This window comes from Streptococcus salivarius (genome assembly GCF_009738225.1).
Lineage (GTDB): Bacteria > Bacillota > Bacilli > Lactobacillales > Streptococcaceae > Streptococcus.
On sequence record NZ_CP018187.1, the window covers coordinates 639,472 to 654,560 of the forward strand.

General features: G+C 40.6%; 17 protein-coding genes. All 17 read left to right on the forward strand.

The genetic code is table 11. From position 1 onward, the window contains the following. Positions 1-24 precede the first annotated feature (24 nt). A complete protein-coding gene (locus BSR19_RS03260) occupies positions 25-255 on the forward strand; it encodes a DUF1797 family protein (RefSeq protein ID WP_002885970.1) in 231 nt (76 codons plus the stop codon). A gap of 314 nt (positions 256-569) precedes the next feature. Further along, positions 570-1,250, forward strand: coding sequence for an amino acid ABC transporter permease (locus BSR19_RS03265; RefSeq protein ID WP_002890385.1), 681 nt, complete (start codon positions 570-572; stop codon positions 1,248-1,250). Further along, a complete protein-coding gene (locus BSR19_RS03270; RefSeq protein WP_037602114.1) occupies positions 1,250-1,984 on the forward strand; it encodes an amino acid ABC transporter ATP-binding protein in 735 nt (244 codons plus the stop codon). The genes BSR19_RS03265 and BSR19_RS03270 overlap by 1 nt, the downstream gene beginning before the upstream one ends. 171 nt (positions 1,985-2,155) lie before the next feature. Beyond that, complete coding sequence (locus tag BSR19_RS03275) at positions 2,156-2,632, forward strand: ferrous iron transport protein A (RefSeq protein ID WP_064523218.1); 477 nt, start codon at positions 2,156-2,158, stop codon at positions 2,630-2,632. Beyond that, complete coding sequence (gene feoB, locus BSR19_RS03280) at positions 2,629-4,767, forward strand: ferrous iron transport protein B (protein ID WP_156246561.1); 2,139 nt, start codon at positions 2,629-2,631, stop codon at positions 4,765-4,767. Before BSR19_RS03275 ends, feoB begins: the two co-directional genes overlap by 4 nt. A gap of 17 nt (positions 4,768-4,784) precedes the next feature. Continuing rightward, the gene (locus BSR19_RS03285; RefSeq protein WP_156246562.1) at positions 4,785-4,925 is read left to right on the forward strand and encodes a FeoB-associated Cys-rich membrane protein; all 141 of its coding nucleotides are present in this window, start codon (positions 4,785-4,787) and stop codon (positions 4,923-4,925) included. Positions 4,926-5,074: 149 nt separating this feature from the next. Beyond that, the gene (locus BSR19_RS03290; protein ID WP_156246563.1) at positions 5,075-5,851 is read left to right on the forward strand and encodes an alpha/beta fold hydrolase; all 777 of its coding nucleotides are present in this window, start codon (positions 5,075-5,077) and stop codon (positions 5,849-5,851) included. A 147-nt stretch (positions 5,852-5,998) separates the two neighbouring features. Then, positions 5,999-6,853, forward strand: coding sequence for a bifunctional methylenetetrahydrofolate dehydrogenase/methenyltetrahydrofolate cyclohydrolase (locus BSR19_RS03295; protein WP_156246564.1), 855 nt, complete (start codon positions 5,999-6,001; stop codon positions 6,851-6,853). Between the two features lie 3 nt (positions 6,854-6,856). Then, on the forward strand, positions 6,857-7,693 hold the full coding sequence (locus BSR19_RS03300; protein ID WP_156246565.1) for an NAD(P)H-hydrate dehydratase: 837 nt from the start codon (positions 6,857-6,859) through the stop codon (positions 7,691-7,693). 121 nt (positions 7,694-7,814) lie between these two features. Then, the gene (gene pbp2b / locus BSR19_RS03305) at positions 7,815-9,929 is read left to right on the forward strand and encodes a penicillin-binding protein PBP2B (RefSeq protein WP_156246566.1); all 2,115 of its coding nucleotides are present in this window, start codon (positions 7,815-7,817) and stop codon (positions 9,927-9,929) included. Positions 9,930-10,069: 140 nt separating this feature from the next. After that, the gene (gene recR, locus BSR19_RS03310; protein WP_156246567.1) at positions 10,070-10,666 is read left to right on the forward strand and encodes a recombination mediator RecR; all 597 of its coding nucleotides are present in this window, start codon (positions 10,070-10,072) and stop codon (positions 10,664-10,666) included. A gap of 101 nt (positions 10,667-10,767) precedes the next feature. Then, on the forward strand, positions 10,768-11,607 hold the full coding sequence (gene licT / locus BSR19_RS03315) for a BglG family transcription antiterminator LicT (RefSeq protein WP_197092257.1): 840 nt from the start codon (positions 10,768-10,770) through the stop codon (positions 11,605-11,607). Positions 11,608-11,823: 216 nt separating this feature from the next. Beyond that, positions 11,824-12,321, forward strand: a complete 498-nt coding sequence (gene ybeY, locus BSR19_RS03320; protein WP_002890437.1) for an rRNA maturation RNase YbeY — start codon at positions 11,824-11,826, stop codon at positions 12,319-12,321. Further along, positions 12,302-12,706, forward strand: coding sequence for a diacylglycerol kinase family protein (locus BSR19_RS03325; RefSeq protein ID WP_080611473.1), 405 nt, complete (start codon positions 12,302-12,304; stop codon positions 12,704-12,706). Before ybeY ends, BSR19_RS03325 begins: the two co-directional genes overlap by 20 nt. Positions 12,707-12,728: 22 nt before the next feature. After that, positions 12,729-13,628 carry a GTPase Era gene (era, locus tag BSR19_RS03330; protein WP_013990908.1) on the forward strand — a complete coding sequence of 300 codons (900 nt, stop codon included), beginning with the start codon at positions 12,729-12,731 and terminating at the stop codon, positions 13,626-13,628. A gap of 44 nt (positions 13,629-13,672) precedes the next feature. Beyond that, the gene (gene mutM, locus BSR19_RS03335) at positions 13,673-14,494 is read left to right on the forward strand and encodes a DNA-formamidopyrimidine glycosylase (protein ID WP_156246569.1); all 822 of its coding nucleotides are present in this window, start codon (positions 13,673-13,675) and stop codon (positions 14,492-14,494) included. Beyond that, complete coding sequence (gene coaE, locus BSR19_RS03340; RefSeq protein ID WP_064520750.1) at positions 14,491-15,084, forward strand: dephospho-CoA kinase; 594 nt, start codon at positions 14,491-14,493, stop codon at positions 15,082-15,084. The genes mutM and coaE overlap by 4 nt, the downstream gene beginning before the upstream one ends. Positions 15,085-15,089: the final 5 nt, after the last annotated feature.

Consider the following 15,089-nt stretch of genomic DNA (forward strand, 5'->3'; position numbering starts at 1 on the left):
TACACAATTAATAGGAGAAATAACATGGAATCACATTTGGTGAGAATCATTAACCGTCTTGAAATGATGGCGGCTGATGGTGGTAATTTGAAACGTAATTTTGAACGTGAAGGAGTGGTTGTTGCCGAAGTATCATTTAGCAACGATCCTGAAAATGGTCCAGTTTTCACATTGCGTGACGTTGAAGCACGTGAATCTTATTCATTTGATAGCATCGACTTGATTGCAATGGAAATCTACGATTTGCTTTACTAATAAATCATTTGGGGACTTTGCAAGGTTCCAAAAATTCAGAATGCCTGAAACTCGATAGTTTCAGGCATTTTTATCAGGATGAAAGCATCGGGTAATGCTTGTATGGGTTACCAAAATAGGCAGTATTTGAAATCATTGACAAACCTTTTGGGAAGATGTCATCTTAGGAGGACTTGAGGTGTCTTGCTTGAGAGATTTGATAGCGATGTCTATAACTTAGTTTTTATACTGAAATATCGCATTTATAAGAAAATACTTTATTTTTATACAGTCTTCTGATATAATATTGAAGAATATTAGTAAGGAGTATCTAGATGAATTTTTCATTTCTACCGCAGTTTTGGTCTTACTTTAACTATGGTGTCTTAGTAACAATTATGATTTCGGTCTGCGTGGTCTTCTTCGGAACCATCCTCGGGGTTTTGGTATCCTTGGCCAAGCGTTCTGGAATCAAACCTTTGGAGTGGCTAGTAAGCCTTTATGTTTGGGTTTTCCGTGGGACTCCTATGGTTGTGCAGATTATGATTGCTTTTAACCTCATCCACATGAACCTTCCAACTGTGCAGTTTGGGATTTTAAACCTTGATTTGTCACGTATCGTTCCGGGTATTATCGTCCTTTCTTTGAACAGTGGCGCTTATATTTCTGAGAGCGTACGTGCAGGTATCGAGTCTATTCCTAAAGGCCAGATTGAAGCAGCCTACTCACTTGGTATCCGTCCATGGAATACCATGCGTTATGTGGTCTTGCCTCAAGCTATTAAAAATATCTTGCCTGCCTTAGGTAACGAGTTTGTCACTATTATCAAGGATAGTTCGCTCTTGCAAACCATCGGGGTTATGGAATTGTGGAATGGTGCACAAACTGTTGCAACAACGACCTACTTGACTTTGACGCCGCTCTTGTTCGCAGCCTTCTATTATTTGATTGTAACAACAGCTATGACGGCACTCTTGAAACAAATGGAACAACGACTTGGGGAGGGACGTAAATAATGGCAGAAACAATTATTGAGATTAAAAATCTTCACAAGTATTTTGGTAAGAATGAAGTTCTCAAAGGGATTGATCTAGATATTAAAAAGGGTGAAGTAGTGGTTATCATTGGTCCTTCAGGATCAGGAAAATCAACCTTCCTACGCTCAATGAACTTGCTTGAGAAACCTACCAAAGGCGTTATTTCTTTTGAAGGTGTGGATATTACAGATAAGAATAACGATATTTTCAAAATGCGTGAAAAAATGGGAATGGTTTTCCAACAGTTTAACCTCTTCCCTAACATGACAGTTAAGGAAAATATCACCTTGTCACCGATTAAAACCAAGGGTGTTTCAAAAGCTGATGCGGACGCGAAAGCTATGGAACTTTTAGAAAAGGTTGGCTTGAAAGATAAGGCAGATGCCTACCCAACAAGTCTATCTGGTGGTCAGCAACAACGTATTGCGATCGCACGTGGTTTGGCTATGGATCCAGATGTTCTCTTGTTTGACGAACCAACATCAGCCCTTGACCCAGAAATGGTTGGTGAAGTTCTTGCAGTTATGCAGGACCTTGCTAAATCAGGGATGACAATGGCAATTGTTACCCACGAAATGGGCTTTGCTTATGAGGTGGCTGATCGTGTTATCTTTATGGATGGCGGTGTTATTGTAGAAGAAGGCACACCACAAGAGATTTTCGACAATACTAAGGAAGATCGTACTAAGGATTTCTTGAGTAAGGTTTTGTAAGATATTCATTAAGTATGTATACATTGTTTGTGAAGGCTGGAACTTTTCCGGCCTTTTCTTTTTGTGCTCTGCTTTTCTAGAATCATTCTTGTTTAAGATAATTTTTCGGAAAAGATGGATAAATATGCTATAATGATGCCATATCAAAAATAATAAAGTAGGTCAAGAAAAATGCTCATATATGATGCGGCCTTAAAAACGCCTTACCGGATTCTTGGCATTAACCTCCCTAAGGATAGTCTTTTGCACTTATCTAACCTAGGGCTGGCTGCCGGTGAAATGATTGAGGTGGTAACTAAGACCAAGAACAGTGCTATTATTATCGTAAAGGGGAGTCGCTTAGCCTTTGATGCTTCGATTCTAGATAAGATTGATTTGGCACCTGCAGAGGAAGATCAGGAAAAGATACCTCTTTCTGAATTACCAGTTGGACGTTCGGCTATCGTTACTGATATTTTTTCAGCAAATGAGACCAAACGGCGTCTTATGGATATGGGAATTACAAAGCGTACTCGGGTCTTATTGCGTAAGGTAGCCCCTTTGGGAGATCCTCTAGAAATTAGCTTGAGAGGGTATGAATTAACCCTACGCAAGTCGGAGGCGCAAATGATTAGTGTGGTCATGCTGGACGAGGGAGAGGAAAAATGACAGAAATTGCATTAATAGGTAATCCTAATAGTGGTAAAACCAGTTTATTCAACCTGATAACAGGGACCAATCAGCGTGTTGGTAACTGGCCGGGTGTTACTGTAGAACGAAAAAGTGGTCTGGTCAAAAAGAATAAGGATTTAGAAATCCAGGATTTACCAGGGATTTACTCAATGTCACCCTATAGCCCTGAAGAAAAGGTAGCGCGTGACTATTTGTTGAGCCAAAGGGCCGAAAGTATTCTAAATGTGGTTGATGCGACTAATTTGGAGCGTAACCTTTATCTGACAACGCAGTTGATTGAGACAGGTATTCCAGTCACTTTAGCACTTAACATGAGTGATGTTTTGGAGGCTCAGGGAAAACAGATTAATGTTGATAAATTATCTTATCATCTAGGCGTCCCAGTAGTAGCTACTAGTGCTCTCAAACAAACTGGTGTGGATCAGGTAGTGAAGAAGGCAGCTCATACGACGACTTCTACAGTCGGTGATATTGCTTTTCCAATTTATGATGATAAATTAGAAGCTGCCATCTCACAAATTTTGGAAGTTTTGGGAAATTCGGTACCGCAAAGGTCTGCGCGTTTTTATGCCATTAAACTCTTTGAACACGATGCTTTAGTTGAGGCTGAGCTAGACTTGTCCCCATTCCAACGAAAAGAAATCAAAGATATCATTCGTATCACTGAGGAAATTTTCACCGAAGACGCAGAGTCAATTGTCATTAATGAGCGTTATGCCTTTATTGAACGCGTCTGTCAGATGGCTCAAAGTCATACGGAAGATTTTGCTCTGACCTTGTCAGATAAGATTGATAGGATTGTCACCAACCGTATTTTGGCCTTGCCAATTTTCGCAGCAGTTATGTATTTGGTTTATTTCTTATCTATCCAAACTGTTGGAACCATGTGGACAGACTGGGCTAACGATGTGCTTTTTGGTAAGTATGTTCCAGATTTGGTAACTTCTGGTCTTGACTTTCTTCAAGTTCAGGATTGGCTTAAGTCTTTGATTGTTGATGGTATCGTCGCTGGGATTGGGACAGTACTAGGGTTCCTTCCTCAAATTTTTGTGCTCTTTATCTGTTTGGGTGTGCTTGAGGACATTGGATATATGAGTCGTATTGCCTTTGTTATGGACCGTATTTTCCGACGTTTTGGGCTTTCTGGAAAATCCTTTATTCCCATGTTGATTTCGACAGGTTGCGGGGTTCCAGCGGTTATGTCTAGTCGAACTATTGAAAATGAAAGGGACCGTCGCATTACCATTATGACGGCAACCTTCATGCCTTGTTCGGCCAAGTTGGAAATAATTGCCTTGATTGCTGGAGCTTTCTTCCCTAGTAACTCATTAGTAGCACCAAGTACTTATTTTATTGGGATGGCTGCCATCATCTTATCAGGTATTGCCCTCAAAAAGACGAGTTTTTTGGGTGGCCTAACCAGTCCGTTTATAATGGAATTGCCTGCTTACCATTGGCCTAAAGCCATGTCAGTTTTGCGCTATGCCTTTGGTAAGGCTATGAGTTTTGTCAAACGTGCGGGAACCATCATTTTCAGTTTGACAGTTCTTATCTGGTTTATGTCTAACTACAACTTTACGCTACATACGGTAGATACGGAAGCCAGCATTTTGGCGACTCTCGGTAGGAGTTTGTCTTGGATTTTTGATCCGCTTGGATTTGGAAATTGGAAGGCAACAGTTGCGGCTCTTACAGGCTTAGCTGCCAAGGAGACTGTTGTTGCCACCTTTGGTATTCTCTATCATAATAGCAGTGAAGCTGGTTTAGCTGCGGCTTTACGAGGAGATTATTCTTCCCTAGCAGCTTATTCCTTCTTAGTCTTTAATTTACTTTGTGCCCCATGTTTTGCGGCTATTGGAGCTATTAAGCGTGAAATGGCCAATCTAAAATGGACGGTTGGTGCTATCGGTTTTCAAACAGGCCTAGCCTATTGTGTGAGTTTAATTCTTTATCAGTTTGGCCAAGTTATCCTATACGGCAAGTCAATGACAATTTGGACTTTTGTTGCTTTCTTGCTGTTAGTGACCATGATTTATTTTGTGGTTCGTAAACCACGTCAGATTAAGGATCAAATCATTAGTTTGGATAATCTTCAAGAAGCCCATATTTAGGTTTAGGAGGAATTGTTATGTCAACGTTTATCATTGCCTTCATTATTTTTGCTTTGGCTGTCCTTGGCATCCGTCACTATATCAAAGGAAAAGGTTCTTGTGGCGATTGTGAGTGTTCTTGTCCGGTTAAGGAAGAAATGCATAAGGCTAATCGCTAATAATATATAGAAAAATGGTCTCTTAAATGAATAAGAGACCATTTTCTTACGATTGTAAGAAATGTATAAAGGCATGTAGGTTGGAAGTGTGATACTATAAGATAGATAAATAATCTAATTTTTTAACAAAAAAGGGAGATGTATAAGGAATGGTTTTGAACAGAGAGATTGTCCTAATTCATGGGACCTGGTGTGATGGCAATGTTTGGGGAGAATTTGCGACAGGTCTACGTCAAATGGGATACAAGGTACATACACCTAGCTTTCGTTATCATGACCTACCTTATCAAGAGTGCCTAGCTAAAGTTGGGACTGTTACTTTGCAGGACTATCGAGATGATTTAGTGGCTTTGATTGAAAGTCTAGACCAACCACCACTTATTTTAGGGCACTCTTTAGGCTGTCTGGTGGCTCAAATGGTTGCTGAAAAGACAGAAGTTGCTGGTATGATTCTCATGGGACCTGCTCCGACAGCAGATATTTATGCCTTTTATCCAACCATGTTAGCTTGTTTTGGCAAACACTTTTTACGCTGGGGTTTTTGGAAAAAAGCCATGCCCCCTTATAAAAAGGAGTTTTTCAAGTATTGCATGAATGAACAAGAGGAAGCTTTGAAAGAGGAAGTTTTTGCTGATCTGGTTCCTGAATCAGGAAAAGTTTATACTCAGATGGCTCTTCATTGGTTTGATAAGACAAAGGCAGCTTATGTGGACTTTAGTAACATTTTATGTCCTGTTATCGTCATTTCAGGAACCAAGGATAAGATGACTCATCCTAATATTGCTAGAAGAACAGCTAAGAACTACCGTGATTCTGTTCTCGTTTCCTTAACAGGTGCAGATCACATGTATGAAAGTGGCAAATACCAGCAGAAGACCTTGAAGGTTATTAAGGGTTGGAGTCAGCAAAATGGTTTTGTGGATTAGTCACGAAACATAATCAGAAGAAGTTGGAAGGCAATTCCAGCTTTTTTAGTTTTCATTTGAAACGTCTTTTTGAAAATTTAGAAAATTTAGTCACAAAGAGTCCTCACTATGGTATAATTGAAAAAAAGTATGTATTGGAGAACACCCATGGCGATAATAATGGATGGTAAGGCCCTAGCTGTTAAAATGCAGGATCAATTGCAAGAAAAGGTAGCACGTCTAAAAGAAAAGGAATGGATTGTGCCAGGACTAGTGGTAATTATGGTTGGAGACAACCCAGCTAGTCAAGTTTATGTGCGTAATAAGGAACGTGCTGCTAAAAAGGCTGGCTTCCATAGTAAGACGGTCAATCTTTCTGAGAGTATCAGCGAGGAAGAATTGATTGAGGTCATTGAACAATACAATCAGGATCCGCTTTTCCATGGTATCTTGGTTCAATTGCCACTGCCGAATCATATTAATGAAATGCGTATTCTTTTGGCTATTGATCCTAAAAAAGATGTCGATGGTTTCCATCCTATGAATACTGGTAATCTCTGGAATGGTCGCCGTCAAATGGTGCCTTGTACACCGGCTGGGATTATGGAAATCCTTCGTGAGTACAATGTTGAATTGGAAGGTAAGACAGCAGTTATTATCGGACGTAGTAACATTGTTGGTAAACCTATGGCTCAGCTTCTTCTAGAAAAGAATGCTACAGTTACCTTGACCCACTCACGAACACCGCATTTGGCTAAGGTTTGTAGCAAGGCAGATGTCTTGATTGTAGCTATTGGACGTGCAAAATTTGTAACAGAAGAATATGTCAAAGAGGGTGCTGTTGTCATTGATGTGGGAATCAACCGTGATGAAGAAGGCAAACTTTGTGGTGACGTTGATTTTGATCAAGTGAAAGATAAGGTTGGCATGATCACGCCTGTTCCGGGTGGTGTAGGCCCTATGACTATTACTATGCTGATGGAACAGACCTATCAAGCTGCTCTTCGTAGTGCGAAAGGATAGTTTATGAAAGTTGATGACGATTTAGCTAGGAAAGTGATAACACCTCGCTTGAGAGAGTCTCACAAGGGTTCTTACGGTCGAGTGCTTTTAGTTGGTGGGCTTTATCCTTATGGTGGTGCCATCATTATGGCTGCCATAGCTTGTGTCAATAGTGGGGCAGGCTTGGTCACAGTGGCTACGGATCGTGAAAATATCACAGCCCTTCATGCTCATCTCCCTGAAGCCATGGCTTTTGACCTTAGAGAGGCTGAAAGATTTCTTGAGAATCTTAGGGCAGCTGATGTGGTATTAATCGGTTCTGGCCTAGGTGAAGATGGTGCAGCTAGTCGGGCTATGGACTTGGTGCTGGCAAATATTAGGGCAGATCAAAATTTGGTTGTTGATGGTTCAGCTCTCAATCTTTTGGCTAAGAAAAATAAGAAGGACTTACCAGATTGTCACTTTACTCTCACCCCACATCAAAAAGAATGGGAACGCTTGTCTGGTTTTAGGATTCCAGAGCAGACAGTTTCCAACACTCAAAAAGCCTTGGGAGAGTTCCGAGCTGGGACAATCCTGGTTGCCAAGAGTCACAAGACGGCTGTCTATCAAGGTGAAACAGTAGCTCATTTAGAAGTTGGTGGGCCTTATCAAGCCACAGGAGGAATGGGAGATACCTTAGCTGGTATGATTACTGGTTTTCTGGCCCAGTTCCCTTCAATTGATCGCTATAAGGCTGTCACAGTAGCTACCTGGCTTCACTCAGCTATTGCTGATGATCTGGCTAAAAATGCCTATGTGGTTTTGCCGACACATATCAGTAAAGCCATTCCTAGCTGGATGAAAAAGTTATCATTATAATCTAAAAAACGTGTCTTGTATTGAGGCAAGTTTTTTTCGATTTCGACATTTTTTTAAGTTTGCTAAAGCTTATTTGTGATAAAATAAAAGAGAATTTTTATGAGAACATAGAGGAAAAAAAGTGACATCATTTTCGAAAAAACTCAGTCAAAAATGGGAAAAACGGCGCCAAAAACAAAAAGAAAAACGAGCGAATAAACCTAGAAAGCCAGTAAACATCTCACGTCGTGTTTACTTGCTTTTTGGTGTAGTCTTTGTCCTTTTTTTGTTGCTTTTTGCACGTTTGACCTATATGCAGGTTTATAACAAATCGTTTTATACTAAGAAATTAGAGGATAACTCCAAGTATACGGTTAGAATTGCAAGCGAACGTGGGCAAATCTTTGATGCTAAGGGGGTCGCTCTTACGACCAACCAGAGTAAGGACGTTATCACCTTTACACGTAGCAATTTGGTGTCATCAGATACTATGAAGAAGGTCGCTGAAAAGTTAGCGACCATGGTAACACTAACGGAGACGAAGGTAACAGCACGCCAGAAACGCGATTTCTATCTAGCGGATTCTGCCACCTACAAACGTGTGGTTAATGATCTTCCAAAGGACAAGAAAACAGATAAGTTTGGTAATAAATTAGCTGAAGCTACTATTTACAACAATGCTGTTGATGCCGTTCCTGATGAAGCAGTGGATTACACTGAGGATGAGCTTAAGATTGTCTACATTTACTCACAGATGAATGCTGTTTCTAATTTCTCAACAGTCACATTGAAAACAGGAGACTTGACGCCTGAACAAATTGCGATTGTAGCAGCTAAACAGAAGGAACTTAATGGTATTACGGTTGCTAAGGATTGGGAGCGTCATACGGTTGATTCAGCCTTGTCTCCTCTCATCGGGAAAGTCTCAAGTTCAGAAGCAGGTTTGCCACAAGAAGATGCCAAGGAATACCTCAAAAAAGGTTATGCCCTTAATGACCGTGTAGGAACTTCTTATCTAGAAAAAGAATACGAGGAGAAGCTACAAGGGAAACATACTGTTCGTGAGATTACAGTAGACAAGGAAGGCGAAGTTGATAGTGATAAAATCACTCAAAAGGGAAGTAAGGGTAACAATCTGCAATTGACCATCGACCTTGATTTCCAAAAGGGAGTTGAAGATATCCTAGGTCAACAGCTTTCTTCAGAGATTTCAGAGAACAAAGCTACCTATTCTGAAGGAATGTATGCCGTTGTTATGAATGCTGACACTGGTGCTGTACTTGCCATGGCGGGGCAAAAACATGAACAAGGAGCACAAGATTTTAAAGCAAATGCCTTAGGAACAATCACTGATGTCTTTATTCCAGGATCTGTTGTTAAGGGAGCAACTCTAACTGCTGGTTGGCGTTCAGGTGCCATCTATGGAAATCAGGTCTTGACTGACCAACCAATCAACATTGCTGGTTCAGCCTCGATTACGTCTTGGTTTACAGATCAAGGTAGCCGTCCTATTACCGCGACACAGGCTCTAGAATATTCATCAAATACCTATATGGTGCAGATTGCAATCAAACTACTTGGCCAACAATATGTTCCAGGTATGGCCTTGTCGACTGACAATATGGATAAGGCCATGACGACACTTCGTGATACCTACGCTGATTTTGGTATGGGGGTATCTACAGGACTTGATTTGCCTGGAGAATCAGAAGGCTATATTTCTAAGAATTACAATGTAGCCAACGTCTTGACAGAAGCTTTTGGTCAGTACGACTCTTATACAACTATTCAATTGGCCCAATATGTTGCTTCAATTGCAAATGGTGGTAAACGTGTAGCACCTCATATTGTGGGAGGTATTTATGATGCTGGTACTAATGGTAGCTTAGGAACTCTAGCTTCAACGGTAGATACACGTGTATTAAATACCTTACCTCTTGATTCTGAGCAGATGGGGATTATCCAACAAGGATTTAATGATGTCGTTAATTCCGGTTCTAGCCTTGCGACTGGTAAAGCTATGGCAAGTTCTATCATTCCAATTAGTGGTAAAACAGGGACAGCTGAAACTTATACGACAGACAGTTCAGGTAACACAGTAAAAACATATAATCTTAATGCCGTAGCCTATGCGACCGCCAAAGATGGTACGAAGTTGGCTGTTGGAATCATGTACCCACATGTTCTTGATTGGAAGAGTAAAAGCCCCCAAGTTGCGGTCAAAGCTATCATGGAACTTTATCAAAATACTCACTAAATATGAAAATCTCTTGTGCCTTGCACGAGGGATTTTTCTGTGATATAGTGTTTGAGTATTTGTTCTTGGGTAAAGACATATCCATGACAGTGACAAAAGATAAGAGATGAATAAAATCATATAAAGAACAGGAGACCTTCATGCTTTATCCTACTCCAATTGCGAAGCTGATTGATAGTTTTTCAAAACTCCCTGGAATAGGGGCTAAAACAGCGACTCGCCTAGCTTTTTATACCATTAGCATGTCTGATGAAGATGTCAATGATTTCGCAAAAAACCTCTTGGCAGCCAAACGTGAATTGACTTATTGTTCGGTCTGTGGTCGTTTGACAGATGATGATCCCTGTAACATTTGTACAGATGAAACGAGAGATCATACTAAGATTTTGGTTGTTGAAGACTCCAAAGATGTTTCAGCTATGGAAAAGATTCAGGAATACCGTGGTCTCTACCATGTGCTTCAAGGGCTTATTTCCCCTATGAATGGTGTTGGACCAGATGATATTAACTTGAAAAGTTTGATTACTCGTCTTATGGATAGTGAGGTTGACGAAGTTATCATTGCTACTAATGCAACAGCAGATGGTGAGGCAACATCTATGTATATTTCACGTGTCCTCAAACCTGCGGGAATCAAGGTGACTCGTTTAGCGCGTGGTTTGGCTGTTGGTTCTGACATCGAGTATGCTGATGAAGTGACCTTGCTAAGAGCTATCGAAAATCGAACAGAACTTTAGGAAAAGTGTTGGTAAGTCCAGCGCTTTTTGTTTGCAGTAAGTAGGTTTCTCATTAAAAATTTGGTAAAATAAAGTAAACGCTTTAATGACGAGGGATCATGATGCAGATTGAAAAGATTTTAAACAACAATGTTGTTCATGCTTTGGATAATAATGTGGAATACATTGTCATGGGCAAGGGACTGGGCTTTCAAAAGAAGGTTGGAGACTTTGTTGATAAGGAAAAGATTGAAAAGACTTTTGTTTTGGAAAATACAGAGGCAGTAGATGAATGGTCTCGTGTTTATGTCAATTTGCCTGAAGGTGAAATGCAGGTCTTTTTGAATATCCTTACTTTTGCTGAAGCTGTCTTACAAACCAAGTTTGCCCCCTCTTTTTTCATCGCCCTAGCTGACCACCTACATTACGCCATTGAAAGAAGTGGAGAAGGTATTTCTCTGCAGAATCCCTTGGCTTGGGAGGTTCGAAAATTTTACCCTCGGGAGTATGAGATTGGAAAACAAGCTCTTCGTTTGATTGCCAAGGATTTAGAAGTTAAATTGGCAGATGATGAGGCTGCCTCTGTCGCTTTACATTTTGTCAATGCACAAAAGGATGCGGGTCTCCATGAAAAAGACCGACAGATGACTCAAATTGTGGTTGGAATTAGTGACATTGTCCGTCTTCATTTTGGTTGTGATTTGGAGGAGGATAGTTTCTCTTATAACCGATTTATTACACATCTTCGCTATCTAGCGCAACGGATTGTGAGTGGGGTTAGTGGTGGTAAAAATGATGCTTTTCTTTACGAGCAGGTTAGGGTAAATTATCCAGAATCCTTTATCTGTACCCAAAAGATTGCTAACTATATTAAGACAGGTTATACTTTTGAATTGAGTTTGGACGAACAGGTCTATTTAACCATTCATATTCAACGTCTTAAGGATAGTTTGGATAAGTAAGCGATTCACGGAGAGGCCATACAAAAAGCAGACAATTAGGCTTAAGTCTGCTTTTTCTGTGTCCTTATGGTATAATGAGGTGATTAATATTAAACTAAAAATACTCAAAGTTAGGATTCTATGTATTTGAGTATTTCTATAAAAAGCTAATGAGTTAGTGAAAGGAAGCGAGCGGTTCTGTGCTTGAAGTGAGCATAGCCGTTCCTAAAGAATCTTATGTATATTGAAATGATTGACGAGACTGGACAAGTCTCTGAGAAATTAAAAGAACAAACCTTGGAGTTGCTAGATTTTGCAGCACAAAAACTTGGCAAGGAAGACAAGGAAATGGCTGTTACATTTGTAACCAACGAACGCAGCCACGAACTAAACTTGGAATATCGTGATACAGACCGTCCAACGGATGTCATTAGTTTGGAGTATAAGCCTGAATTAGATATTAGCTTTGATGAGGAAGAGTTGGCTGAAAATCCTGAATTAGCTGAAATGATGGGAGAGTTTGATAGTTATATCGGTGAACTCTTTATTTCCGTTGATAAGGCTCATGAACAAGCTGAGGATTATGGACATAGTTTTGAACGTGAGATGGGTTTCTTGGCTGTTCACGGTTTTCTCCATATCAATGGCTATGACCATTACACCCCAGAAGAAGAAGCGGAAATGTTTGGATTACAGGAAGAAATTTTGACTGCTTATGGACTTACGCGACAATAATCCACAAAAAAAGTGGAAAAATAGAGAATTTACAGCTAGCTTTGAGTTTGCTCTGACAGGAATAATAACGGCTTTCAAAGAAGAACGCAATATGCGCAAGCACTTGGTTTCAGCTATCTTGGTGGTATTGGCTGGCTTAGTCTTTCGTGTGTCTGCGATAGAATGGCTCTTTCTTTTGATGGCAGTTTTTCTCGTAATTGCCCTAGAGATTGTTAATTCTGCCATTGAAAATGTTGTCGATTTAGCTAGTAATTATCACTTTTCGATGCTAGCCAAAAATGCCAAGGATATGGCCGCTGGAGCTGTTTTAGTGGTTTCTTGTTATGCAGTCATTACGGGGATGATTGTTTTCATACCTAAAATTTGGCACTTAATTTTCAATTAAAACGAAATAAGAAAGAAGTTATATGACATTTAAATCAGGATTTGTGGCTATTCTCGGCCGTCCTAATGTAGGAAAATCAACGTTTTTGAACCATGTTATGGGGCAAAAGATTGCTATCATGAGTGATAAGGCTCAAACAACCCGCAATAAAATTATGGGAATTTACACAACCGATAAGGAACAGATTGTCTTTATCGATACCCCAGGGATTCACAAGCCTAAGACGGCTCTTGGGGATTTTATGGTGGAATCTGCTTATTCAACCCTTCGTGAGGTTGATACAGTCCTCTTTATGGTACCAGCGGATGAGCCTCGTGGTAAGGGTGATAATATGATTATCGAACGCCTCAAACAAGCTAAAGTTCCAGTTATCTTGGTAATCAATAAGATTGACAAGGTCCATCCAGATCAGCTTCTAGAGCAGATTGACGATTTCCGTACACAAATGGATTTCAAAGAGATTATTCCGATATCTGCCCTCCAAGGGAACAATGTTTCCCACCTTGTGGATGTCTTGAGTGATAACCTTGAGGAAGGGTTCCAATATTTCCCAGCGGACCAAATCACCGATCACCCTGAGCGTTTCTTGGTATCAGAGATGATTCGTGAAAAAGTCCTTCAGTTGACACGTGAAGAAATTCCACACTCTGTTGCGGTTGTCATTGATGAGATGAAGCGTGATGAAGACACGGATAAGATTCATATTCGTGCGACAATCATGGTTGAGCGTGACAGCCAAAAAGGTATTGTTATTGGTAAACAAGGTTCCATGCTCAAGAAAATTGGTACCCTTGCTCGTAAAGATATTGAAGTCATGCTTGGGGACAAGGTCTTCCTTGAAACCTGGGTTAAGGTTAAGAAAAATTGGCGTGATAAAAAACTTGATTTGGCCGATTTTGGTTACAATGAAAAAGAATATTAAAAAGCTGGGCACTTGCTCGGCTTTCTTGCTAGAAGGAGGAGCAGATGCCTGAGTTACCTGAGGTAGAAACTGTTAGACGAGGTTTAGAACGGTTAGTAGTAGGTCGGACTATTTTGTCGCTTGAGGTCAAGGTTCCAAAAATGATTAAGACCTCCTACGATAGTTTTTTGACTGATTTACCTGGTCAAACCATTCAAGCCCTGCGACGAAGAGGCAAGTACTTGATTTTTGACTTTGGACAGTTGATTATGATTTCCCACTTGCGTATGGAGGGAAAATACCTGCTGTTTACAGATCAAGTTCCTAGCAACAAGCATTTTCACTTATTCTTTAAGTTAGATGATGGCTCCACCCTCGTCTATCAAGATGTCCGCAAGTTTGGAACCTTTGATTTATTGGCTAAAAGTCAAGAGGAGGCTTATTTTACAAGGAAAAAGCTTGGTCCTGAGCCTACTAAGAAGGCCTTTAAATACGCTCTATTTGAAAGAGCCTTGATGAGTTCTGCAAAGCCCATTAAAAGTCTCCTCTTGGAGCAAAAATTGGTGGCTGGTCTAGGAAATATCTATGTTGATGAGGTGCTTTGGGCGGCCAAGGTTCATCCTGAAACGCCAGCAAAGGAACTCAGCAAGGCAGCCATGAAGCGGGTCCATGATCAAACGATTGCCATTTTACAGCTTGGCATTGAAAAAGGCGGCTCAACCATAAGGACCTATCGTAATGCCCTTGGTGAGGACGGAACCATGCAGAACTATTTGCAGGTTTACGGAAAAACGGGACAGCCTTGTCCACGCTGCGCAAGCACAATTGAGAAAATCAAGTTAGGAGGGAGAGGGACACATTTGTGTCCTCATTGTCAGAAACGATGATTATTGGGTTAACAGGTGGTATTGCTTCAGGAAAATCAACGGTTGTTGAAATGATTAAAGAGGCAGGTTACAAGGTCATTGATGCTGATCAGCTTGTCCACGATATGCAGGCCAAAGGAGGCCGTTTGTATCGTGCCTTGCTTGATTGGTTGGGAGAGGGGATTCTCCTTCCTAATGGAGAATTGAATCGTCCTAAACTAGGGCAACTGATTTTTTCGAATGAGGAGATGAGACATCGGTCTGCTGAGATTCAAGGGACAATTATTCGAGAGGAACTAGCAACTCAAAGGGATTGTTTGGCTAAGAAAGAAGATGTTTTTTTCATGGATATTCCCTTACTTATTGAGAATGGGTATCAGGACTGGTTTGACCAGATTTGGTTGGTGGCAGTGTTACCTGAGGTCCAGCGCCAACGCTTGATGAAACGTAATCACTTAAGTTTTGAGGAAGCTAAGATGCGTATTGATAGCCAAATGTCTTTAGAAGAGAAAAAGCCTTATGCCAGCTTGGTTCTTGATAATAATGCTAGTCTCGATGATTTGAAGGAGAAAGTGAAGAGCGCAATAAATGATTTACCTAGCTCCTCATAGCTAGT

Excerpts from the sequence above, each read along its gene's own strand:
- licT (WP_197092257.1), top strand. The coding sequence starts at position 10,768 with ATGCAGATTGAAAAGATTTTAAACAACAATGTTGTTCATGCTTTGGAT.
- BSR19_RS03260 (WP_002885970.1), top strand. The coding sequence starts at position 25 with ATGGAATCACATTTGGTGAGAATCATTAACCGTCTTGAAATGATGGCG.
- BSR19_RS03325 (WP_080611473.1), top strand. The coding sequence starts at position 12,302 with ATGGACTTACGCGACAATAATCCACAAAAAAAGTGGAAAAATAGAGAA.
- era (WP_013990908.1), top strand. The coding sequence starts at position 12,729 with ATGACATTTAAATCAGGATTTGTGGCTATTCTCGGCCGTCCTAATGTA.
- BSR19_RS03290 (WP_156246563.1), top strand. The coding sequence starts at position 5,075 with ATGGTTTTGAACAGAGAGATTGTCCTAATTCATGGGACCTGGTGTGAT.
- feoB (WP_156246561.1), top strand. The coding sequence starts at position 2,629 with ATGACAGAAATTGCATTAATAGGTAATCCTAATAGTGGTAAAACCAGT.
- mutM (WP_156246569.1), top strand. The coding sequence starts at position 13,673 with ATGCCTGAGTTACCTGAGGTAGAAACTGTTAGACGAGGTTTAGAACGG.
- coaE (WP_064520750.1), top strand. The coding sequence starts at position 14,491 with ATGATTATTGGGTTAACAGGTGGTATTGCTTCAGGAAAATCAACGGTT.
- ybeY (WP_002890437.1), top strand. The coding sequence starts at position 11,824 with ATGTATATTGAAATGATTGACGAGACTGGACAAGTCTCTGAGAAATTA.
- BSR19_RS03265 (WP_002890385.1), top strand. The coding sequence starts at position 570 with ATGAATTTTTCATTTCTACCGCAGTTTTGGTCTTACTTTAACTATGGT.
- BSR19_RS03300 (WP_156246565.1), top strand. The coding sequence starts at position 6,857 with ATGAAAGTTGATGACGATTTAGCTAGGAAAGTGATAACACCTCGCTTG.
- BSR19_RS03295 (WP_156246564.1), top strand. The coding sequence starts at position 5,999 with ATGGCGATAATAATGGATGGTAAGGCCCTAGCTGTTAAAATGCAGGAT.
- recR (WP_156246567.1), top strand. The coding sequence starts at position 10,070 with ATGCTTTATCCTACTCCAATTGCGAAGCTGATTGATAGTTTTTCAAAA.
- BSR19_RS03285 (WP_156246562.1), top strand. The coding sequence starts at position 4,785 with ATGTCAACGTTTATCATTGCCTTCATTATTTTTGCTTTGGCTGTCCTT.
- BSR19_RS03275 (WP_064523218.1), top strand. The coding sequence starts at position 2,156 with ATGCTCATATATGATGCGGCCTTAAAAACGCCTTACCGGATTCTTGGC.
- BSR19_RS03270 (WP_037602114.1), top strand. The coding sequence starts at position 1,250 with ATGGCAGAAACAATTATTGAGATTAAAAATCTTCACAAGTATTTTGGT.